The organism is Sorangium sp. So ce185 (genome assembly GCF_051526825.1).
GTDB lineage: Bacteria > Myxococcota_A > Polyangia > Polyangiales > Polyangiaceae > Sorangium > Sorangium cellulosum_D.
The window spans coordinates 10,597,236-10,617,824 of sequence record NZ_CP150316.1 but is presented as its reverse complement, the minus strand read 5'-3'; the positions used below and the strand labels follow the sequence as shown (position 1 = coordinate 10,617,824).

Below are 20,589 nucleotides of genomic sequence, written 5' to 3'. Positions count from 1 at the left end.
CCTGTCGAGGCGCGAAGATGGCGCCGCGCGTATGAGATAAACGTCGCCCTCCGTCCGTGTCGTTAACCACGTTGTCAGCTGCGGTGCAACTGATTCTGGTTCGATCTTGACAGTTCTTAACGGGTTCGCTTTATCATTCTTAACATGGCACGAGTCGTCTCTCTCTGCGGGGCGGCGACTCGGGTGCTCCGCCTGCCAGCGCGACGGTCGCGATGACGCCTCGTTGCGGACGTGGGCCGCGGTGAGGACGAGCCGCCTGCGCGGGGGCCGAGCGCGCGCGGCGCCGGCGCGCGTGTTCGGCCGAGCGCTCGTCGAACACCGCGCAGCGCCTCGGTCTGCTCTGCTAGCCTGGGCTGGTGAGACCCCGCCGTGACCGGCACCGCATCTCTCTGGCCCTCGCCCTCGCGACCGGAGTCGCGCTCCTCGCCCCGGCCGCGGCGCAGGCGGCGGACCCGGCGCCCGCCCTCGCGATCGACCTCGGGGGGGCGCAGCTCGACCTCGTGCTGGTGAAGGAGGGCCGCTTCCGCCAGGGCTCGCCGCCGGCGGAGGCGGGCCGCGGCGACGACGAGGCGCCCCGGGAGGTGACCCTGAGCCGCGGCTTCTACCTGGGCAAATTCCCGGTCACGGTCGGGCAGTTCAAGCGCTTCGTCGAGCAGACCGGCTACCGCACCGAGGCCGAGGTCGGCGCCTCCGGCGGGTTCGGCTTCGACGGCAAGGGCCTGTCGCAGCGCAAGGAGTTCACCTGGAGGGCTCCCGGCTTCCCGCAGACCGACCAGCACCCGGTGACGCTGGTGACGTTCAAGGACGCGGGCGAGTTCGCCCGGTGGCTCACGCAGAGGACCGGCCGCGCCTTCGATCTGCCGACCGAGGCGCAGTGGGAGTACGCCCACCGCGCGGGGACCCAGACGCGGTTCTACACGGGGAACGACGACGCGGCCGCCGCCGCCATCGGGTGGTTCAAGGGCAACGCCGGGAGCGGCACCCGGCCCGTCGGGCAGAAGCAGCCGAACGCCTTTGGCCTGCACGACATGAGCGGCAATGTCTACGAGTGGTGTCGCGACTTGTACGGTCCCTACGCGCCCGGCCCCGCGGTCGACCCCGAGCAGACCTCGGCGCCGGGCGGCGACAAGCCCCGGCGCGTGCTGCGCGGCGGCTCGTGGCTCAAGGACGCGAGGCACCTGCGCGCCGCGGCGCGGTACCGCAACGACCCCGGCAGCCGCAACGCGGACAACGGCTTCCGCGTGGTCGCCGCGCTGGAGGCGAGCGCCCCCGCGGCCGCCGCGCCTTCGCCGGCCGCGCCGGCGGGGTCGGCGCGCGCGCCGCGCTCGAGCTCGGGGTCGACCGCGGCGACGGTGGCGTTCGTCGGCGGCGGCCTCGTCCTGGCGAGCGCCGTCATCGGCCTCGTCGGCGTGCTCGTGCGCCGCGCGACCCGCCGCAAGCCCATGCCCGGGGCGCCGCCCGGCGTGACGTTCCGGCCGCAGGGCGACGGCTTCTGGCTGCACGCGCCCCCGCACCTGCACGGGTCGGTGCTCCACTACCGCTGCCTCGTGAAGGGCGCGATGCGGCGCACGTCCGTCCCGATCGAGGCGAGCCCGCGCGGGCAGTTCGTCTACACGGGCGGCGTCCCGTCGGCGGTGGAGGCGGAGCAGCTCGGCGCGGCCGCGTGGGCCGCGGCGCCGTCCGCCGCCGCGCCGCGCGCCGCCTGGGGCGGCCATCGCTCGCGGGAGCGCATCTCCAGCGCGCCGGACGTCGCCGTCGTCGCGCCCTTCCGCGGCTACCCCTCGGCCTACTGAGCCGCGCCGCTCGCGCCCGCATGCGCCCGCCGATCTGCGCCGTCTTCGCCGAAGCGCCCGAGCACCGCGCCCGCGCCGGCCGCACGCTGCGCGCGCTCCGGCTCGCCGGGCTCGCGCCGCTCGACCTCACGCCCGCGCCGCTCGCGGCCGCGGCGGACGCGATCGCGGCGGGGCCGGTGTGGCTCGTGCGCGGGGGCGCCTGGCCCGCGCCGTCCGCGGCGCTCGATCCGGACCCGTTCCCGCCGCCGAGCGACACCGGGCTGCCGGTCTGCGCGCTCGGCGCCGTGCTCGCGCCGCTCGACCTCGCCGCGGCGCCGGCTGCGGCCTCGGCGCCGCCGGCGCGCTCGGCGCCCACCCGCGCGGCGCCCTCCGCGGCCGCGTCCCCGGCGTCCGACGCCGCGGCGTGGGCCGAGCTGCTGCGGGCGACGGGCGGCGAGCTGAGCCGGGCCGCGCGCCGCGCGCCGGGGCGCCGCGCGCCGGGGTTGCCCCGCGCCGCGAGCGTGTACCTCGACGCGCCGCTCGCCGCGGGCGTCGCGGCGCGCCTCCGCGCGGGCGATCCGCTCGACGCCGCGCTCCAGGGCGAGCTCGGGGCGCGGCGGGCGCGCGTGGTGCGGCACGCGCCGCTCGACGTGTGCGACGACGCGGCGCTGCGGGTCGCGCAGGTCGTGACCAGCCTGCAGCAGGGCGGCGCCGAGCGGATCGCGATCGACCTCGCGACCGCGCTGCCGCGCCGCGGCGTGCGCTCGCGCGTCTGCGCGGTGTACCGGCCGACCCGCCCCACGTTCGGCGCGCCGCCGGGGACGCTCGACCTGTCCGGGGCGCCCGGCGATCGCGAGGCGCGCTTCGACGCGCTCGCCCGCGGGCTCGCCGCGTGGGGCGCGGATCTCGCGCACGCGCACCTGTTCGACGCCGAGGACCTCGGCCGGCTCTCCGCGCGCGGGTACCGGCCGCTCGTGACGGTGCACAACGTGGCCGCGGGGTGGCCGGCGGGGCTCGATCGCCTCGGCCCGGACGGCGCGGCGCTGCTCGTGGCGTGCGCGCGCGCGGTCGAGGCGGAGCTCGCCGCGCGCGGGCTGCCGGTCCCGCGGCGCACGGTGTGGAACGGGATCGACGTGGGGCCGGCGGAGCCCGGCGGCGCCCGATCGGCGGCGGCCGCGGCGTGGCGGCGGCGCCTCGAGATCGCGCCGGGCGATCTCGTCCTGCTCGCCGTGGCGAACCCGCGGCCGCAGAAGCGGCTGCACCTCCTGCCCGCGATCCTCGCGGCGACGCGGTCCGCGCTCGCCGCGGCCGGCGATCCGCGGCCGGCGCGGCTCGTGATCGCCGGGAGCGCCTCGCCCGGCAGCGAGCCGGCGCTCGCCGCGGAGGCGGAGATCCGGCGCGAGGTCGACCGGCTCGGCCTGCGCGCCGAGGTGCGCTTCGCCGGCGCGGTCGCCGACGTGGCCGGCCTGCTCGCGGCGGCGGACGTGCTCGTGTCGCCGAGCGCCCACGAGGGGCTGAGCCTCGCGCACCTCGAGGCGCTCGCCGCGGGCCTCCCGGTCGTCGCGACCGGCGCCGGCGGCACGGCGGAGATCGCGGCCGAGACGCCGGCGCTCGTCCACCTGCCGCTCGACGCCGCGCCGGAGCGGCTCGCCGAGGCGATCGCGGCGGCGGCGCGCGGCGCAGAGGCGGCGCGCGGCGCGGCGGCGGCGGGCGGCGCGGCGGCAACGCGCGCCGCGGCGGCGGGCGGCCGGGAGGTCGTGGCGCGGCACTTCAGCGTCGCGCGCATGGCCGAGGGGTACGCGCGGCTCTATCCGCGGGCGATCGCCCGGAACCGCGGCCCGCGCCGGGGGGACGGGCTGCTGCTCGTGACGAACAACTTCTCGACCGGCGGCGCCCAGTCGAGCGCGCGGCGGCTTTTGCTCGGCCTCGCCGCGGCGGGCGTGCGCGGCCGGGCGGCCGTGATCGAGGAGCAGCCGGAGTACCCGACGCCGGGCCGGCGGGCGCTCGCCGCCGCGGGCATCCCGGTGATGGCGGTGCCGCCGCCGGCCGACGTCGAGCCGGCCGAGGCGGTGGAGCGCCTGCTCCGCGCGATCGAGGAGGACCCGCCCGAGGCCGTGCTGATGTGGAATGTGATCGCGGAGCACAAGGTGCTGCTCGCCGACGGGCTGCTCGACGTGCCGCTCTTCGACGTGAGCCCGGGCGAGATGTACTTCGCCTCGCTGCGCCGCTATTTCGCGTCGCCGCGCCGCGGGCTGCCGTACCGCGCGCCGCGCGACTACGGCGCCCGCCTCGCCGGGGTGATCGTCAAGTACGGGGCCGAGGCGGCGCTTGCCGCCGAGGTGCTCGGGGCGCTGGCGCACGTGGTGCCGAACGGCGTCGCGCTCGGCCCGCGCCCGTCGCGAGACGCGCGCCCGCCGCGGCGCGCGCCGGGCGGCGGCGAGAGCGCGGCTCGCGACGGGCGCGCGCGGCTCGCGATCGGGACGGCGGCGCGCGTGCACCCGCACAAGAAGCTCGACGAGCTCCTTGCCGCGCTGCGGCTCGCGGCGCCGCGGCTGCCGCCGCACGTGCTGCGCATCGCGGGCGGCGTCGAGCGCGGCGCCGAGGCGCACGCCGAGGCGCTGCGGCGGATGGCGGAGGGGCTGTCGGTCGAGTGGGTCGGCGAGCTCGCCGACACGCGCGCTTTCCTGAGCGATCTCGACATGTTCGCGCTGATCGCCGAGCCCGCGGGGTGCCCGAACGCGTCGCTGGAGGCGATGGCCGAGGGGCTGCCGGTGGTGGCCACGGCGGTCGGCGGCATGGCCGAGCAGGTCGTCGACGGCGTGACGGGCCGGCTGGTGCCGCCGGGCGACGCCGGGGCGCTCGCGGGGGCGCTCGTGGAGCTGGCCGAGGATCCGGCGCGGCGGGCGCGCATGGGGGCGGCGGGGTGGGAGCGCGCGCGGGAGCGGTTCTCGCTGGAGCGGATGGTGGCCGACTACGCGCGCGTGTGCCTGGGCGGGGGGAAGGGGCGGGGAGGCGAGGGGAGCGGGGTGGGAGCCGGGTGAGAGCGGCCGCGGCCAGACGTCTGGTGGTGTCCGGCACCAGAGTCACGCAAGTCGGTTCCGGACACTCGCGCTTTTTCATCCCGGACACCTGAATGTCGACTTGTCGGGCACGAGCCCGTGGAGGTCCCGGATGGATGGATCAACGATCCACCACTGGGCATCGGCGAACGAGGACAGTAGGCTACACTACATACCTCCAACCCGGCGCCTGACATTGCCTACGTTGACACACATGTCTCTGGATCGCAGGATTGCGTCATAGCCGATTGAGGCTAGGACATTTTTCGGCCAAAACAGTTACTACGCAACGCGTTATGGTCCTGGCGGCAAGCGCGGGCGTAGCTATACTTTTGTTCAGATTGTCGGCGGCGGTGAGCAGCTTGCCACAGGCATGTGCGATGCACGAGACTGGATCGCGTGACCACGTGTGCGCCGCCGGACGACCTGATCATTGGAGCCGAGCATGAGCGCGCCTGATCCGAAGACCCTGATATGCGGGCTAATCGCGTGGATGCGGAATGAAGGCGTAGCGCCGACTCGTACGCGTCTCATGAAATTCTTGTATCTCGCGGATCTCCACTATGCGAGACACCACGCCGGGCAAACGCTCACAAGATGGAGATGGTACGTACACTCGTTCGGCCCGATGGCAAACGAGGCGTATAGCCTATTCGAGCGTGGCACGCGCGAGGGGTGGCTAAGCGCAAACGTGGAACCTAGGCGAGACGAAGAAGATTCGAAGACCGTATTCTACAACACCAACGAAGTTGTGCCATCTGACATGATGGTGTCAGTCGGGAAAGTCCGTGAATGGATCAAACGTTTTGGCGACGATACGCCGCGCCTACTCCGATACGTATATGGCTCCACGGAGCCCATGGACGGAGCTAGAGAGGGCGAACCGCTGGATTTTTCACGCGCACAACCACTTGATGCCGCGCCGCTAAAGGGCCGTTCTCCAACCAACGAAGAGAAGCGGCGCTTCGCCGAGATCTCTGCGAGGCTAAAGGCTCGCTATGATTCCATGGCGGCCGCAAACGCCACCGTCAGCGACGGCCCGCGTGACAGCGCGTTTTTCAGAGATCTTCCAGTCGACGACGAGCGAATAGGTGGTGAGGTAGTACTAACCTTCAAAGGGCGCTGAGCATGGGCTTCGCGGATGTGCTTTCCGGTAATAAGTTCTATGAAACCCTTGCCAGCACATCTTCGGCGCCTGTGATCGGCCAACTGGCATGGACGCCAGTTCCGCACCTGCCAGAGCAGCCAGACGTAATTGAGGCCATTCGCGTCAACGACTCCGACCACGAAGTGGCGATGGCCAAATACGCACGCATGACGGACGTTCATTTTAAACACCGTCCGTATAAGCGGTACCCAATCCTTAACATCAATCTGGAGCCAACCGAAGAGCTTGTTGCATTCAAGGCCAAGAGGCGTCCATGTGTCATCATCTGCGCCAACGCGACCCAGCTCGGTAACATAGACCGGAACGCGCCATCTCATCATGAGGAGAGGCGCATCGTGGCGGTGCCTATCTACGGAAGGCGTAGCGAGGACGAGCCGAAGGGTTTTGGACCGATCCTGGCGGTGCGCGTCGAGCACCTAATGTATCGCCAGTTCTTTCCGATCGCTCCGTGGCAGGAGCCGCGACGCGGTATTGATGGAGCCGAAAGTTTGAAAGGCGGAATCGCGCGATTTGATCGTCTTCAATTCGTCAATCCTGCGCCGCCTGGCCTGCGCCTGATGCCGCTCAAGGTTACCGACGAGGTGTTCCGATTCATGCACGCCATGCTGGTGATGTATCTAAACGGGACTTCAGACCCTGAGCTCGTTGCCGCCATGCAAGTGCTTCGGGAATTCCTGCCGAAGGAGGCGGAGCCGCCTGTGTAAGCGGCGTATGCTAACGACTGGCCGGAGGAGCCTCGGCTGCGAAGTGACAGCCCGCGTGATCTGCCATAGTCTGTCGTAGCGCTGCCACTTGGGTCTCGAAAGCGGCCGCGCTCGGCTTATCTTGGGCCCACTGACGAAAGCGCCCCGCCCTCGGCTGCAACCGGGAGCGGGGCTGCGAACACCCGGTGGTGGCCCACCGAATGGACCTCGCACGCGCATCATGGGCCGCTGCCTGGAGAAAGGCAAGGCCCGTCATGCCCGCACCGCTCCCGATGGACGCGCGCGTCCGCATCGCGTCCGCCCTGGTAGAAGGCAACTCGATTCGCGCAGCCGCGCGCATGGTCGGCGTCGACAAGGGAACCGTGATGGCCCTGGCGCTGCGCCTCGGAGAGGGCTGCATCCGATTCCACAACCGCAAGGTACGTAACCTGGCGGCGCATGTGGTCCAGATGGACGAAATGTGGAGCTTCGTCCAGAAGAAACAGGCCCGCGTGACCGCGAAGGACCCCGCCGAGCACGGCGACGCCTATCTCTACGTCGCGCTGGACGCGAACACCAAGCTGGCGATCTCGTTCCACGTCGGCAAGCGCGACGAGGAGAACACCGAGGCGTTCATCAAGGACCTCCGCGGCCGGCTCACGGTCGTTCCGCACGTCACGAGCGACGGCTGGCAGCCGTGCATCGCCGCGATGGCCGTCAACTTCCGGGGATCGGCCGACTACGGCCAATGTGTGAAACACTACAGCCGCAAACCCCGGCGCGACGATCACCGCTACGAGCCTCCGCGCGATCCGTTCATCACCAAGACGCCGGTCTTCGGTGCGCCCAAGGACGAGCTCCTCTCGACGCCCTACGTCGAGCGCTTCAACCTCCAGACGCGCCACACGGTCGGCCGGACACGGCGCCTCTGTTTAGCGTTCTCGAAGACGTTGCGCGGGCACCGTGCCGCGGTCGGTCTGGGGATCGCCGCCTACAACTGGGTCCGCGTGCACGGCACGCTCGGCACCACGCCGGCCGTCGCGGCGGGCCTGGCTGAGCCCCCGTGGACCATGGCCGAGCTCGTCGAGGCCGCCCTTGCCGCCCTTGGGGAGGAGGAGATGCCGCCGCGCGCATCGCAGCCGCTAAAGCTCCAGCCGCGCTCCGGCGAGGCGACGGGGGCCGCTCGCGAGCTCCCGGCCGGGAAGGGGTGGCTCCGGCTGGTGTCGGGCGGCAAGGCCGCTGCGTCGGCGCCCTCCGCCCCGCAGCCGCCGCCCGTGGCGTCCGTCGCGGCGCCCGCTCCGGAGCCCGCTCCGGAGCCCGAGCCCACGCCGCCGGCAGAGCCGCCGCCCGCGCCGGGGTCGCGCAGGATGGTGCAGTTGTTGCTGTTCGGCGACGTTCCGCACGACGCGGAGTAGACGCTCCGTGGTAATCTACGCGTTCGCGTAGATGTCAAGAACAAATCGCTCAATACGACGCACAACAAAAATCACAATAAATACAATAACTTGCATGGGTAGAACGACGCGGATAGTAGTTCGGTCGTGAGCGCGTGATACGGTAGCGGTCCTGGGAGCGTAAGGAGGATCACGTGGGACTGGCTGGCAGTTACTCGATCTGGAACAACAAGGGCGGCGTCGGCAAGAGCACCATCACTTTTCATCTTGCGAGCCGGTACGCAGAAGTTCACCCAAAGCGGAATGTTCTTGTTATCGACCTATGCCCTCAGTCGAACTCTTCCATGATGCTGTTGGGCGGCGGTGCACTGGGAGAGGACAAGGCCCTCTCCTTCTGCCAGGAAACTCCAGTTCCGCGCACAGTTGTCGGGTACCTATCGACCGTGTTCTCACGAGGTCCGGCCGCCCCGCGTCCGAAATGGAACGAGTTCCTTGTCAAGCCGTCCGACTTCAACAAAGCGCTGATGGATAATATCTACCTGCTGTGCGGAGATGGGAACTTGGAGCCGATGGCCCCACTCATCTCCGAGCAGGCAAGGCAGGCCGCGCTTACGCCTTCAGCGAACCCGTGGAAGTGGGTTCATCTCGCGATAAGGACGTTCATCAACGATGTCGTACACGAGAACGGCAAGGACTGGCTGGTCTTGATCGACACCAACCCGAGCTTCTCTATCTACACCGAGATAGCCATATCATCAGCTGACAAGCTCATCGTGCCTGTTAACGCCGACGATGCGTCCAGGGTCGCGGCGAACGCCATGTTCACGCTGATCTATGGAACCGATCCGCCGCATCCCATTTATGGTCAGTACACGTATGCCAAGCGCGCCGAGGCGGAGGGAATTCGTAAGCCGATAATCCACCTCATCATCGGCAATCGCCTAACGCAGTACGACGGACCAGCGACGGCGTTCGCTGCCATGTCGGACGCCACCGCGAACTCGCTGTTTGAGGCGTACCGATCGAACCCCGAGAGGTTTTCGCCGACCCAGAGGAAGATCGTGTCGATGGAGGGGTTCCGTAACGCATTTTCCGTCCCACTGCGAGACTTTAACACCGCTGGCGTTGTTGCTGCTCACGTCGGCAAGCCATTGTCCGTGCTGCGCGCGAATACGTACAACGTGCATGGCGTGCCTGTCGATCTGAAGGCAGATCGTTTACAGGAGTGCCGAGAAGCGATCGACACCGTCATTCGGCGCATTTGATGCCACATCCGCCGCCTTCTCGCTGAGCCTGGCTGAGGCTGTGCGGCGGTATCACGCAGCGCCTCGCCGGGCGTGCGTCTACTCGTCGTCGCGCACGTAGAGGTGGATCAGCGCATCGAGCACCTGGATGGCGCCGAGGGCCTGCTGGAAGGCGTCGCGGTCGGCCTTGGTCTTGGCCTTCAGGTGCAGGTCGAGCACGGCCGGGTGATGTCCGGAACCACATCGGCACTACCCGCGTTCCGGACACTCACCCAGCGCATTCCGGACAGTCGAATCTACTGAATGCACCGCACGCGCCTGGTATGGCTCCGATGAGCGCCTACGGAGTCCTCGCACACCGGGCCCCGCCGGAGTGGTGGGTGCGGTTCGACGGGACGCCGTAGTAGCGGGTGGACGAGAGCAGGTTTGCCGCATCGTTGCCGAAGCCCCCGCCGCGGATCACCCGGTATGAAGCGGAAGCTGCATTCGCGCAATCGTTGCATTCGCCAGCTGCGTACGAATTCGCGTACCAGTCCCAAGCCCACTCCCACAGGTTCCCAGCCAGGTCTGCATGTCCCCACCTCCCATCTCCTTTCGGCGACCGCGACCCGACCGGCTGGAGGTCACTGAGCGCGCACGGGACGTCAACCCCGCAGCCATACACCGCAAAACTGTCGTCGATCGTGGTCGAGCTTGCCGGATTCGACCATGGATACGCACGCTGCTCGCCTCCACCCGCTGCCGCGTAGTTCCACTCCGCCTCCGTCGGCAGCCTCCCCCCGTCCCACGCGCAGAACGCGAACGCCTCGTACCAGCTCAGGCAGTTCATCGGCAGATGCTCATTGCCGCCGACTTCATCCGTCCATGTCTGGAATGTTGGCTCGCACTTCACGGCTGCTATCAACTCCGGCGCGCCAGCTGGCAGGCTGCTCGCCCAATCCGCATTCCACCCGCTGTCCTCAATCCGCGGGTGCGCACCCGCTCCCGCCGCCGGCTTGCTCCCGGGATACGCCTCCACGAACCGACGGAATCGCCCCACCGTCACCTCGAACCGATCCAGCAAGAACCCGCTCACCGTCGCGGGATACGCTGGAGCGTTACTTCGGTCGAACGTGCCGCCGGGCACCGCCTCCGCGGTCGCGCAGCAACTCTCATCGCCCATGGGACCGCACGTCGCAGGCAGCTCACCACAGCTCGGCGGCACGCACGTCCCAGCGTCGCACAGGCGGGCTGTCGCAGGACACGGCGCTACGTCCTCCCACCGGCCGTCGACACAGCGCTGCGGAGTGTTTTCTGAGCACTTCGCCTCGCCGGCAGAGCAATCCTGTTTGCCCCCGCCGCCACCGGTCGTCGTGCTGCCTGCCATTCCGACACTGCCGCCAGCTCCGCCGGCGCTGTGGGCGTCGTCAGCGCCGCCATCGCCCCCGGTCCCGACGGTGGGGCTTGAGCCGCCTGCGCCGCCCATGCCGCTTCCGCCATCGCCTTGCGTATAGCTGGACCAGTCCACGCCGAGGATCTGGGCGCACCCTCCGGACGCTGCCGCGGCAGCGGCCCAGAGGCACGCCCTTGCCGCCGCAGCCTGTCTCCTGCCGCTCATGACGAGGAGCCTCTTGCGGTGTGGTCCGGGCGTCAAGGCGAACCGAGCGCCACACCGACCTGTACATGGGCTGTGATCGCGCGCGCGGGCTATGACACACGCTGTTCGAGCGTGGTCGCGCTCGACGAGCGGACGAACCCTCCAGTGCTACCTTGAGGGGCCAGACGAAAGCGCCCCGCCCTCGGTTCGCACCTGAGAGCGGGGCTGCGAAACATCCGGCGGTGACCGCGGCGCCCTCAGTGCGTCGTCGAGCCGCCGAGCGTGGGGACCTGCTCCGCGCCGTCCAGGAGAGCCTCATCGGCGCTGGCCGCGATCGAAGCGGCGCTGGCCGCCTCCGAGGAGCAGGCCGCCGTGCACGCTTTGTCCTCGATGAAGGACTTGAGGACCTGCGCGCGGTGGGGGAGGAACGTCCACTGGAGCGGCGCCGAGATCTCGCCCGCCTCGTTGACGTGCACGAACGTGCCCGGCGCGGTGGTCGGGAAATGCGCCGGCCACACGTGCACGCCGCCGACGTTCTCGTCGTCGCGGCTGCTCAGCTCGTGGCACCCGGCGCACGACTGGGTGGTGGCGCGATCGGCGGCGTTGTCCGCCGTGACCATGCCGGGCGGGAGGCCGCGGCTCACGAGGATCGGCCCGAGCGCCGTGGTGATGTCGGCGGCAAACGCGGTGTTCCCCTGCATGCGCGCCCGATAGTTGTTGTTGTTGGCGGCCCCGTCCGTGGGGTCCATGATGCTCTCGCCCGAGTTGAAGAGGCCCTGGTTCGGCAGCGTGCGCAGCGAGATGTCGTTCTCGTCGTCGCCGGACGGCACGAGCCCGTCGAGGGCGTCGAGGAAGCTGCTCTGGAACGCGGCCCCGCGGGGGTCGCTCGCGAAGCTGGCGTTGAACAGGCCGGGGAACGGGTTCTCCTTCACCGTGACCGGCTTGACGAAGAGCCTGGGCGAGCTGTCGTTGTCCAGCTCGAGCTTGAACTCGCGGAGCACCCAGGGCTGGAATCCTCCGCTCGACGCCATGAACTGGTTCGTGCGGATCTGGCCGGTGCCGGCCATGAAGTGGGACGCCTTGATGACCGGCTCGAAGTCGGGCAGCTCGGGCCGGCCGTAGAAATAGAACCCCTCGAGCGCGGCCTGGCGCTGGGCCGCGGTCATGTTCGGGTCCGAGAGGTTCGCCCAGAACTCGGCGACCGGGAGACAGGCCGCGATGCCGCACTCGGGGTGCGGGTTCGGGAGCTGGGCCTCGAAGATGATGAAGTTGCGGTCAGTGGCGCCGGCCGACTTCTTGGCGTAGATGATCCGGTACTCGCCGCAATGCGCGCCGCCCTCCTTCGGCGCGAGGTCGAACCGGTTCACGAGCGCGATCGGCTCCATGAAGTGGTTCCCCGCGGGATTGAACGGGCTGCTCATGCCGGGATCGGACGGGTCGGTCTGGGCGAGCACGCCCTCGTTCCTGGGGCACGTGTACGGGTACCCGTTGAGCGTTGGATTGCCGTTGCTGTCGGTCTCGTCGTCGCAGTGGATGGCGTCGGCGTCCGTGAAGACGGCGTTGGCGGCATCGTTCTGCGTGTCCCACCAGCGCTTGTAGACCTCCTCGGGATCCTGGCTGGAGCCGACGCTCGCAAGGAGCCGATTGAGGACGAAGCTGAGCGAGAACTCGGTAAAGAGGTCGGGGTCCGTCTCCTTCGTGACGATGAGGGACTTCCGCATGTCGATGACCGGCACGGACGCGGGGCACGTCAGCGCCTCCGCGCCCTCCGCCGTGACCTCCTGGGCCTCGCCGGCGGCGACGACGTCGTCGTCCACCGGATCGGCGCCGCCGCAGGCGCCCAGGGAGACCGACGCCGCGGCGCCCATGACCGCTGCGATGAGAGGGAACTTGGAGACATAACGAAGATGCATGATCGCTCCTGTGGAGTAAGGCGGACCGGGGTCGCTCCGAAGCGGCTCGCGCTCCTGCGTCTGCTCCGCCTCGCGCTGTACCTGCTCGGCGTGCCTCGCCGGGGAATGCCCCGGCCGCGACGGCCCGGCTGGGAGCGCGCTATCGCAACCGGTATGCCGCCCCGCGGCGTGACGGCCCCTCCGACGAGATCGGGCGGCGCGACGCGCCGAGCGCCGGCGCAGGAGCGGCTGCCGCCTCATCGAGCTCGCCCGCGGGTCCAGCTCGCGCGTGGCAAGCCTTGCCGTCATGGCAAAGATTGCCGTCCATGAAAGACACGGGCATGGCAAGGATTGCCATCGCGCCGCGCGCCCGTCCGACGGACACACCAATAGCACCTTTTCGACGCTTCGCCGGCACGGGTGCTCCTTGCTCGAGCCGGCCCGCGACCGATCGTCGCGACGTCTCGCCCCGAGATCAGCGGACCGGGAACGGCCAGATCAGCTGTTCCAGCTCGGAGAGCGACGAGGCCTGGGACTCCCAGCCTTCGATCCTGATCTGGTAGCCGAGGTTGCTGTACCGGTGCAGGAGCGCGAGCGCCATCAGCTTGCGGCTCAGCGCCGGGGTCAGGTCGGCGATCCCGGTTCCGCAGGCGACCAGAAAGGCGCGCTGGAGCTCCGCGCTGCCGGCGGCGAGGAAGAGGCACGGGCCCAGGAGGTCGTATTCGGCCGGCCCGAGGCACGCGTCCGCGAAGTCGATCATGCCGGTGACGCGCCACGCCCCGCCCGTCCGGGTCACGAGGAGGTTCTCGGGCGTGTATTCTCCCGTCAGGAGGACGGGAATCACGGACGTCGGCAGGAGAGGGCGGGCCGAGGCCAGGTACGCCGGGATCTGAGCGACAAGGCGCTCGGGCAAGCGCATTCGCCGGTGGCGGCCCTCGCATCCGGCGATCTGGCGCTCCACGAACGCGTCCCAGCCGAGATCGAGGCTCTCCAGCCCGCCGGTGGGCAGCGCGTGGGCGGCCGTCATGATCTCGCCGATGCGGGCGAGCGCCTCGGCGCGCTCCGCCCCGCCGAGCGCGGGCCAGACCTCTTCCAGGGTGCGCCCCGGGAGGCGCGACATCACGAGATACGGCCACCCGTCGAGCTCCCCTTCCCGGAGGATCTCCGGCGTGGCCACGGGGACGTTCCCGTGGACCCGCCCGAGCGCGAGGCGCTCGGCCTCGAACTGGTGCCTCAGGAACGGCGGGAACAGCTTGATGATCTGGCCCGCGTCGTTCGAAACAACGACGTTGGTCCCGCGCTCGAACGCGGCGAGGCCGCTCGCCGCGAGGCCGTGGCGCTCGCACACCGCGCGGATCGCCGGGAGAAAGGCGCCGAGATCGGCGCGGATCCGGTCGAAGCCGGCGGCGTCGTCGAACGGCGGGAACAGGGCCTGGTCGATCGGATCGGCGGTCATAGGAAGAGCGGCGGCCAGGGTAACCCGCGCGGGGCCTGCGGGGGAGAGGAAGGCAGACCTGACGACGCCGCAGCGCTGGCCATCCGAGCGACGTCCTGTATGCTCCCGCGCCGCCCGTGGGAGCCTCGCCGCCGCCATGCCGCTGATCGTCGTCGAGGACCTGCGCAAGGCCTACCGGGTGGCGGAGCGCCGCCCCGGCGCGTGGGGCGCGCTCGCCGGGCTCGTGCGCCCGCGCTACCGCGCCGTCGACGCGCTCGCGGGCGTCTCTTTCGCGATCGAGCGGGGCGAGCTCGTCGGGTACATCGGGCCGAACGGCGCCGGCAAGTCCACCACGGTGAAGATCCTCGCCGGCATCCTCGTGCCGGACTCGGGGCGATGCGAGGTGGACGGCCGCGTCCCGTGGCGCGAGCGCGTCGCGCACGTGCGGCGGCTCGGCGTCGTGTTCGGCCAGCGCACCCAGCTCCTCTGGGATCTGCCGGTGATCGACTCGTTCGAGCTCCTCCGGGACATCTACCGCGTCGGCGCGGCCGACCACGCCCGCGCGCGCGACGAGCTCGTCGCGATGCTCGATCTCGCGCCGCTGCTCGACACGCCGGTGCGGCAGCTCAGCCTCGGCCAGCGCATGCGCTGCGATCTCGCGGCCGCCCTGCTCCACGCGCCCGAGCTGCTCTTCCTCGACGAGCCCACGATCGGCCTGGACGCCGTCTCGAAGCTCGCGGTGCGGCGCTTCGTCCAGCGGCTGAACCGCGAGCGCGGCGTCACCGTGATCCTGACGACGCACGACATGGACGACATCGAGGCCCTGTGCTCGCGCGTCGTCCTCATCGCCGGCGGCCGGGTGCTCTCGGACGGCTCGCTCGAGGCGCTCCGCGCGCAGGTCACCGCCGAGCGCTGGCTCATCGTCGACCTGACCGACCCCGCCGCCGCGATCGCCGAGCCCCACGCCGAGGTGATCCGCCGCGAGGGCGACCGCGTGACGCTGCGCTTCGATCCCGCGGCGATCTCGACCGCGGAGCTCGTCGGGCGCGTCACGGCCCGCTACCCCGTGCGCGACCTCCTGGTGCAGAACCCGCCCATCGACGAGATCGTGGCGCGGCTCTACGGCGAGGCAGGCGGCCGGCCGTGAGCGCGCTCCTCGCCTACTGGGCCGTCTTTCGCGCGCGCTTCCGCGCGCTCTTGCAGTACCGCGCCGCGGCCGCGGCCGGGTTCGCCACGCAGCTGTTCTGGGGGCTCATCAAGGTGATGGTGCTCGAGGCGTTCTACGCGAACGCGCCCGGCGCGCGTCCGCCGATGGCCCTCGGGCAGGCCATCACGTACACCTGGCTCGGGCAGGCGTTCTTCCAGCTGATGCCGTTCTCGACGAACCCCGACCCCGAGGTGCGCGAGCTGATCCGCACCGGCGCGGTGGGCTACGAGCTCTCGCGCCCGCTCGATCTCCACACCCTCTGGCTCGCCCGCGCGCTCGCCGCGCGCGTCGCGCCGACGGTCTTGCGCGCGGTCCCGATGTTCGCGGTCGCGGTGCCGCTGCTCGGCATGTCGCTGCCGCCGTCGCTCGCGGCCGCGGGCGCGTGGGCGGCGGCCATGGTCTTCGCGTCGGCGCTCGTCGCCGCGTTCGCGACGGCGGTGACGTCGACGATGCTGTGGACCACGTCCGGCGACGGCATCGCGCGGATCGTGCCCTCGCTCGTCCTCATCGCCTCGGGCATGGTCGTGCCGCTGCCGCTGTTCCCGTCGTGGATGCAGCCCTGGCTCGACGCGCTGCCGTTCCGCGGCATGGTCGACGCCCCGTTCCGGCTCTACCTCGGCCACCTGCCGGCCGGGGCGCTCCCGGGCGTCTTGCTGCACCAGGCGCTGTGGACCGCGGCGTTCGTGGCGCTCGGCCGCGCGATGGTGGCGCGCGGCCTGCGGCGGCTCGTGGTGCAGGGCGGCTGAGGGGGCGAGGAGCAGGCGAGATGTGGCGGGACGCGACGACGCTTTACCTCCGGCTCGCCGCCGCGTCGCTGCGGGCGCAGATGCAGTATCGCGCCTCGTTCGCGATGTGGTCGATAGGCCAGTTCATCATGGTGGGCATCGAGCTGCTCGGCGTGTGGGCGCTGTTCGACCGGTTCGGCGCGGTCCGGGGCTGGCGCTTCGCGGACGTGGCGCTCCTGTTCGGGCTGGTCAACGTCTCCTTCGCGCTCGCCGAGACGTTCGGCCGAGGGTTCGACACCTTCTCGACGGTGGTGCGGTCCGGCGATTTCGACCGGATGCTCCTGCGCCCGCGCTCCACGGCGTTCCAGGTCGCGACGAGCGAGTTCCAATTCTTGCGCGCCGGTCGGCTCGCCGTCGGCCTCGTGATGCTCCTGTGGGCCGGCGCCGCGCTCGACGTCGGGTGGACGGCGGCCAAGGTCGGGCTGCTCGCCGGCGCGATCGCCGGCGGCGCCTGCGTGTTTTACGGGCTCCTCGTGCTCCAGGCGACGCTGTGCTTCTGGACGGTCGAGTCGCTCGAGATCATGAACACGTTGACCTACGGCGGCACGGAGGCGGCGCAGTACCCATTGACCCTGTACCGCGACTGGTTCCGGCGCTTCTTCACGTTCGTCGTGCCGCTGGCCTTCGTGAGCTACATCCCCGCGGGCGCGCTGCTCGAGCGCCCCACGGTCCCGGCGCTGCCCGAGGCCGCGCGCTGGGCGTCGCCGCTCGTCGGCGTGGTGTTCCTGCTCGTGTCGCTGCGCATCTGGCGCTTCGGCGAGCGGCGGTATCAGTCCACCGGCTCGTAGGCTGGAGCGGCGCGCGGAAGAGCACCCCGTCAAAAGGGCGGTAGCGGCATGGGGGCGCGATCCGGCTCCGGCGCTTTCGGGGTGTGATCCGGCTCCGGTGCTGTCGGCGGTGGCACGGGCGGCTTCGGGGCGGGGTTGGGGACAGCCGCGGGCGGTGCTTTGGGCCTGGCCGTCGATGACGGCCGCCGCGCTCCCGCGGTCGACGGCGGCGTCGCTGTCCGCGCCGTCGTGGCTCCGGGAGCGCCCGCACCCGACGTCGTCGGGGCGGAGGGGGGCTCGACAGGGGGCGTCGGCGCGTCGCGCGAGGACGGCGCGCCGGGGAACACGCTCGGCGGCGGCTCGGGCGGGCTCGGCGGTCTCGCCGGCATCCAGGCGGCGCTCCGCTCCGGCGCCGGCGCGGCCGCCGAGGCGGCCTCCACGCCCGCCTCGCCCCTGCCGCGCGTGCTGCCCTCCCTCAGGGCGACCGTGATGCCGACGCCGAGGAGCGTCGTCGCGACGCCGAGCGCCAGCATCGCGCGCGTGGGCGTCTGCGGCCTTGCCTCTTGCGCCGTCGCCCCCGCGCCGGTCAGGGTCCCTGGCGTCGCCGCCCGGGGCGCGGACGGCGGGACGCGGAGCTCCACCGGCCGCAGCGGTATCGTCCCGCTCCTCCTCGGCTGAGACGAGGTCGGCATGCCGGAGCATGGCGGTTGCAGATCCGGAATCGACGGCGACGCCATGCCCGCGAGCCGGCGGAGCTCGCCGATCATCTCTCCGATCGACTGGAAGCGCTGCGCCCGCTCGCGGGCCAGCGCCCGCGCGAAGAAGGCATCCATCGCCGGCGGCAGGTCGGGCGCGAGCGTGGAGGCGCTCGGCACGGGCGCGACAAGGATGTTGGCGATCACGGCGCCGAGCTGATCCCCCTGGAACGGCAGCTCGCCCGTGACGGCGCAGAAGAGGATGACCCCGAGCGACCAGAGATCGCTGCGCTGGTCCACGTCCTTTTCGCCCCGGACTTGCTCCGGGCTCATGTAGTGAGGGGAGCCGAGCAGCTCGCCGGTGCGCGTCACCTCCTCCGTGAGATGAACGCCGGTCTCCTTGACGATGCCGAAGTCGAGGACCTTCACGATCTCTTCCTGCTCCTCCTCCGCGCGCGCGAGGAACAGGTTGGCCGGCTTGAGATCGCGGTGGACGAGGCCGGCCTCGTGCGCGCGGCGGATCGCCTTGCCGGCCTGCATGAGGATGAGCGTGGCGTCCGCGAGGGAGAGCCGGCCGACGCGCTCGAGCCGCGTGCCCAGGTCCTCGCCCTGGAGCAGCTCCATCACGAGGTACGGAGTGTCGTCGTCGACGCCGTAGTCCTGGACATAGACCACGTGTGGGCTCTTCAGGCTCGCGGCGATCCTGGCCTCGCGCTCGAAGCGGGCCAGGAACGTGGACGACGTCGCAAACGTCGGTGCCATGAACTTGACCGCGACGGGAGATCCCAAGTTGATGTGACGCGCCGCCCACACAGAGCCCATCCCGCCGGCCGAGAGCGGTCGCTCAAGACGGTACTTCCCACCAACGACGGAATCTGGGGCGTAATGCATGGCGATGGCGTCCTCCTGGCTGCCGAGGGAGGTGAGATGAGCCTACAGGATAGGAAAGGTGCCGGCCATGATGGGCCGGGAGATGGCGGAACGATCGTGCTTGCGCGCGCCACGTTCCGGGCGACTCCGCGCTTCCCATCGCCGTGGGCGGCTGGCGATCGCCCGAGCTCCCGCCCGGGCCGCACGAGGCGGCCGTCTCGCCGGCTCGCACCCCCGCGACAGGCCTGGCTCGAGATCAGGCGCGCGTCAGTCCCTAACGGTCCATCCTTGCTGTCAAAATTCAGCAATATCTGGCGCAGCAAACGTGCTCTGTCGAGCGCCGGAGCGCGATTGTCCCGCGAGCGCGGGGGGCGGTCGCCTACGCTGTGCGGATGAAAATCATCGTCTGGCTCACTCTGGGTCTCCTGTGCGCCGCGTGCGGTGGCGGCGGCGATCCGTCCGGCCCGGGAGGAGGCGGAGCCACCGCCGCGACCGCGGGCAGCGGCGGCGGCATGGGGGGCGGCGGCAGCACCGGCAGCGGCGATGCCGGCGGTGGCGGCGGTACCGGTGGCGCCGGGACCGGGGGCGACGCGGCCGGCGGAGCGGCGAGCGTCGGTCTCGCCGCTCCGGACGCGATCTTCCTCCATCCGACGGAAGTGCAAGGCAACATGGTGCGGAACATCGCCGTCGCCGGGGCGGCCGACGGGGGCGCCTACGTGAGCGGCGCATCCTTTGGCGAGATCAGGCTGGGCGATCGGACGATCACCGATCTGGGCGCGTTTCTCGTCCGCCTCGATCGCGAGGGCGATCTCCTCTGGTCGGCGCCCATCGTAACGGCGCGGCAATCCGCGGTGACCGCCGTCACCGTCGACCGAGAGGGCAACGCGGTCTTCGCGGGCGAGCTCAATGGCGACGTCACGATCGGGAGCGAGACGCTGTCCGCCTCGACGGCCGATTCGGACGCGATGGTGGCCAAGCTCGGCCCCGCGGGCGACGTGCTCTGGGCGAGGCGCTTCGCGTCGGCGGCCACGGATCGCTGCCTCGCCATCGCGACCGACGCGACGGGCCATGTCTACGTGGGCGGCTATGTCGACGACGACATCGATTTCGGCGACGGCCTCCTGGAGGCGGATGGCGAGTCCCCCTTCCTCTTGAAGCTCGCGCCGAGCGGCGACGTCGCCTGGGCCAAGGTGTTCAACAACCCCGGCAGCACCGACAGCGCCGTGGCCGGCATCGCCGTCCACGAGGACGGCGACGTGTCGATCACGGGCTACGCCGACGGGCCGCTGACCATCGGCGGCACGGCGCTTACCTTGCCCGACGAGTCGACGATGATGGGCTTCATCGCCCGCTTCTCGAGCGCGGGGGAGGCCCGCTTCGCGCGGCGCTTCGGCGGGCCGGAGTTCGACATGGGCAACGAGATCGCCGTCGGCCAGGGCACGTTCCTCGCTGGCACGGTGAGCGGCGAGAGCGATGTGCTCGGGACGACGGTGGACGCGGACATCGAGGGGACGCCGTTCGTCGCGAAGCTCACCGAGAGCGGGACCGCCGAGTGGGTGATCACGCCGGAGCCGAGCGGCACGATGTATGGCCTCGCGCCCGACAGGGCGGGCGGCGTCTACGCGGCGGGTCGTTACGACGGTCTCGTCATCTTCAACTATACGCCGTTCGCGCTGCACGCACACGCGTCCTCCGAGGTCACGGCGCTCCAGCGCTACGCGTCGAGCGCCGGCTCCGCCCAGGGCATGGCGCTCACCCCCGACGGCACGCTCTGGGTGGCGGGCCTCTTCTTCGGTTACATCGACATCGGATCGGGGACCGTCGAGTCGCCGAGCACGAGCGGCTTCGTCCTCCGCATCTCCCCTCCCTGAACCTCCCTCACGGCGGCACGCCGCGCGGCGGAGGCCGCGCCTCGACGGCCGCCCGCTCCCTGCGCGGAGTGCGCCTTATCGCGATCCCTGCGCGGGCCCGCCGCCCCGAAGCGGCCGCGCGGGCCCAGGCGGCTGTCGCGCAGAGGCCGCGCTGGCGCAGCGCATCACGGC

14 protein-coding genes are annotated in these 20,589 nt (G+C 70.9%); 10 read left to right on the top strand and 4 right to left on the bottom strand.

The features are described from left to right. Positions 1 to 356: 356 nt before the first annotated feature. The 6 genes from WMF26_RS39045 to WMF26_RS39020 all read left to right on the top strand — a co-directional run bounded on the left by WMF26_RS39045 (position 357) and on the right by WMF26_RS39020 (position 9,341). Entirely contained in the window at positions 357 to 1,793 is a 1,437-nt protein-coding gene (locus tag WMF26_RS39045) for a formylglycine-generating enzyme family protein (protein ID WP_437996863.1), read from the top strand. 20 nt (positions 1,794 to 1,813) lie between these two features. Then, on the top strand, positions 1,814 to 4,813 hold the full coding sequence (locus WMF26_RS39040; RefSeq protein ID WP_437996862.1) for a glycosyltransferase: 3,000 nt from the start codon (positions 1,814 to 1,816) through the stop codon (positions 4,811 to 4,813). Between the two features lie 550 nt (positions 4,814 to 5,363). Then, positions 5,364 to 5,957 (top strand): hypothetical protein, encoded by a 594-nt coding sequence (locus WMF26_RS39035; protein ID WP_437996861.1) that lies wholly within the window; start codon positions 5,364 to 5,366, stop codon positions 5,955 to 5,957. A 2-nt stretch (positions 5,958 to 5,959) separates the two neighbouring features. Beyond that, positions 5,960 to 6,703 (top strand): hypothetical protein, encoded by a 744-nt coding sequence (locus tag WMF26_RS39030; RefSeq protein ID WP_437996860.1) that lies wholly within the window; start codon positions 5,960 to 5,962, stop codon positions 6,701 to 6,703. 254 nt (positions 6,704 to 6,957) lie between these two features. Further along, positions 6,958 to 8,097, top strand: coding sequence for an IS1 family transposase (locus WMF26_RS39025; RefSeq protein ID WP_437996859.1), 1,140 nt, complete (start codon positions 6,958 to 6,960; stop codon positions 8,095 to 8,097). A 173-nt stretch (positions 8,098 to 8,270) separates the two neighbouring features. Further along, positions 8,271 to 9,341, top strand: coding sequence for a ParA family protein (locus tag WMF26_RS39020; RefSeq protein WP_437996858.1), 1,071 nt, complete (start codon positions 8,271 to 8,273; stop codon positions 9,339 to 9,341). A gap of 319 nt (positions 9,342 to 9,660) precedes the next feature. Here WMF26_RS39020 and WMF26_RS39015 read toward each other — a convergent pair whose 3' ends face one another. From WMF26_RS39015 to WMF26_RS39005, 3 genes are all read right to left on the bottom strand, one after another. Then, positions 9,661 to 10,482, bottom strand: coding sequence for a formylglycine-generating enzyme family protein (locus tag WMF26_RS39015; protein ID WP_437996857.1), 822 nt, complete (start codon positions 10,480 to 10,482; stop codon positions 9,661 to 9,663). 671 nt (positions 10,483 to 11,153) lie between these two features. After that, entirely contained in the window at positions 11,154 to 12,809 is a 1,656-nt protein-coding gene (locus WMF26_RS39010) for a hypothetical protein (protein WP_437996856.1), read from the bottom strand. Between the two features lie 454 nt (positions 12,810 to 13,263). After that, positions 13,264 to 14,244 (bottom strand): phosphotransferase family protein, encoded by a 981-nt coding sequence (locus WMF26_RS39005; RefSeq protein ID WP_437996855.1) that lies wholly within the window; start codon positions 14,242 to 14,244, stop codon positions 13,264 to 13,266. Between the two features lie 136 nt (positions 14,245 to 14,380). Between WMF26_RS39005 and WMF26_RS39000 the strand changes: the two genes are divergently transcribed. Genes WMF26_RS39000 through WMF26_RS38990 form a run of 3 tightly spaced genes read left to right on the top strand, consistent with a single transcriptional unit; the run spans position 14,381 to position 17,003 of the window. Continuing rightward, the gene (locus WMF26_RS39000) at positions 14,381 to 15,370 is read left to right on the top strand and encodes an ABC transporter ATP-binding protein (RefSeq protein ID WP_437996854.1); all 990 of its coding nucleotides are present in this window, start codon (positions 14,381 to 14,383) and stop codon (positions 15,368 to 15,370) included. Further along, complete coding sequence (locus WMF26_RS38995; protein ID WP_437996853.1) at positions 15,367 to 16,176, top strand: ABC transporter permease; 810 nt, start codon at positions 15,367 to 15,369, stop codon at positions 16,174 to 16,176. Before WMF26_RS39000 ends, WMF26_RS38995 begins: the two co-directional genes overlap by 4 nt. 20 nt (positions 16,177 to 16,196) lie before the next feature. Further along, positions 16,197 to 17,003, top strand: a complete 807-nt coding sequence (locus WMF26_RS38990; RefSeq protein ID WP_437951220.1) for an ABC transporter permease — start codon at positions 16,197 to 16,199, stop codon at positions 17,001 to 17,003. Between the two features lie 29 nt (positions 17,004 to 17,032). Here the strand turns inward: WMF26_RS38990 and WMF26_RS38985 are convergent, their stop codons facing one another. Then, on the bottom strand, positions 17,033 to 18,568 hold the full coding sequence (locus WMF26_RS38985) for a protein kinase domain-containing protein (RefSeq protein ID WP_437996852.1): 1,536 nt from the start codon (positions 18,566 to 18,568) through the stop codon (positions 17,033 to 17,035). Positions 18,569 to 18,939: 371 nt separating this feature from the next. Between WMF26_RS38985 and WMF26_RS38980 the strand changes: the two genes are divergently transcribed. After that, complete coding sequence (locus tag WMF26_RS38980; RefSeq protein ID WP_437996851.1) at positions 18,940 to 20,418, top strand: hypothetical protein; 1,479 nt, start codon at positions 18,940 to 18,942, stop codon at positions 20,416 to 20,418. The last annotated feature ends 171 nt before the right edge of the window (positions 20,419 to 20,589 follow it).

What these genes read in the sequence shown, in the direction of transcription:
- WMF26_RS39005 (WP_437996855.1), bottom strand. Translation starts at nt 14,244, where the DNA reads ATGACCGCCGATCCGATCGACCAGGCCCTGTTCCCGCCGTTCGACGAC.
- WMF26_RS38980 (WP_437996851.1), top strand. Translation starts at nt 18,940, where the DNA reads ATGAAAATCATCGTCTGGCTCACTCTGGGTCTCCTGTGCGCCGCGTGC.
- WMF26_RS39015 (WP_437996857.1), bottom strand. Translation starts at nt 10,482, where the DNA reads ATGGGCGATGAGAGTTGCTGCGCGACCGCGGAGGCGGTGCCCGGCGGC.
- WMF26_RS39040 (WP_437996862.1), top strand. Translation starts at nt 1,814, where the DNA reads ATGCGCCCGCCGATCTGCGCCGTCTTCGCCGAAGCGCCCGAGCACCGC.
- WMF26_RS38985 (WP_437996852.1), bottom strand. Translation starts at nt 18,568, where the DNA reads ATGCATTACGCCCCAGATTCCGTCGTTGGTGGGAAGTACCGTCTTGAG.
- WMF26_RS39035 (WP_437996861.1), top strand. Translation starts at nt 5,364, where the DNA reads ATGAAATTCTTGTATCTCGCGGATCTCCACTATGCGAGACACCACGCC.
- WMF26_RS38990 (WP_437951220.1), top strand. Translation starts at nt 16,197, where the DNA reads ATGTGGCGGGACGCGACGACGCTTTACCTCCGGCTCGCCGCCGCGTCG.
- WMF26_RS39030 (WP_437996860.1), top strand. Translation starts at nt 5,960, where the DNA reads ATGGGCTTCGCGGATGTGCTTTCCGGTAATAAGTTCTATGAAACCCTT.
- WMF26_RS39000 (WP_437996854.1), top strand. Translation starts at nt 14,381, where the DNA reads ATGCCGCTGATCGTCGTCGAGGACCTGCGCAAGGCCTACCGGGTGGCG.
- WMF26_RS39025 (WP_437996859.1), top strand. Translation starts at nt 6,958, where the DNA reads ATGCCCGCACCGCTCCCGATGGACGCGCGCGTCCGCATCGCGTCCGCC.
- WMF26_RS39010 (WP_437996856.1), bottom strand. Translation starts at nt 12,809, where the DNA reads ATGCATCTTCGTTATGTCTCCAAGTTCCCTCTCATCGCAGCGGTCATG.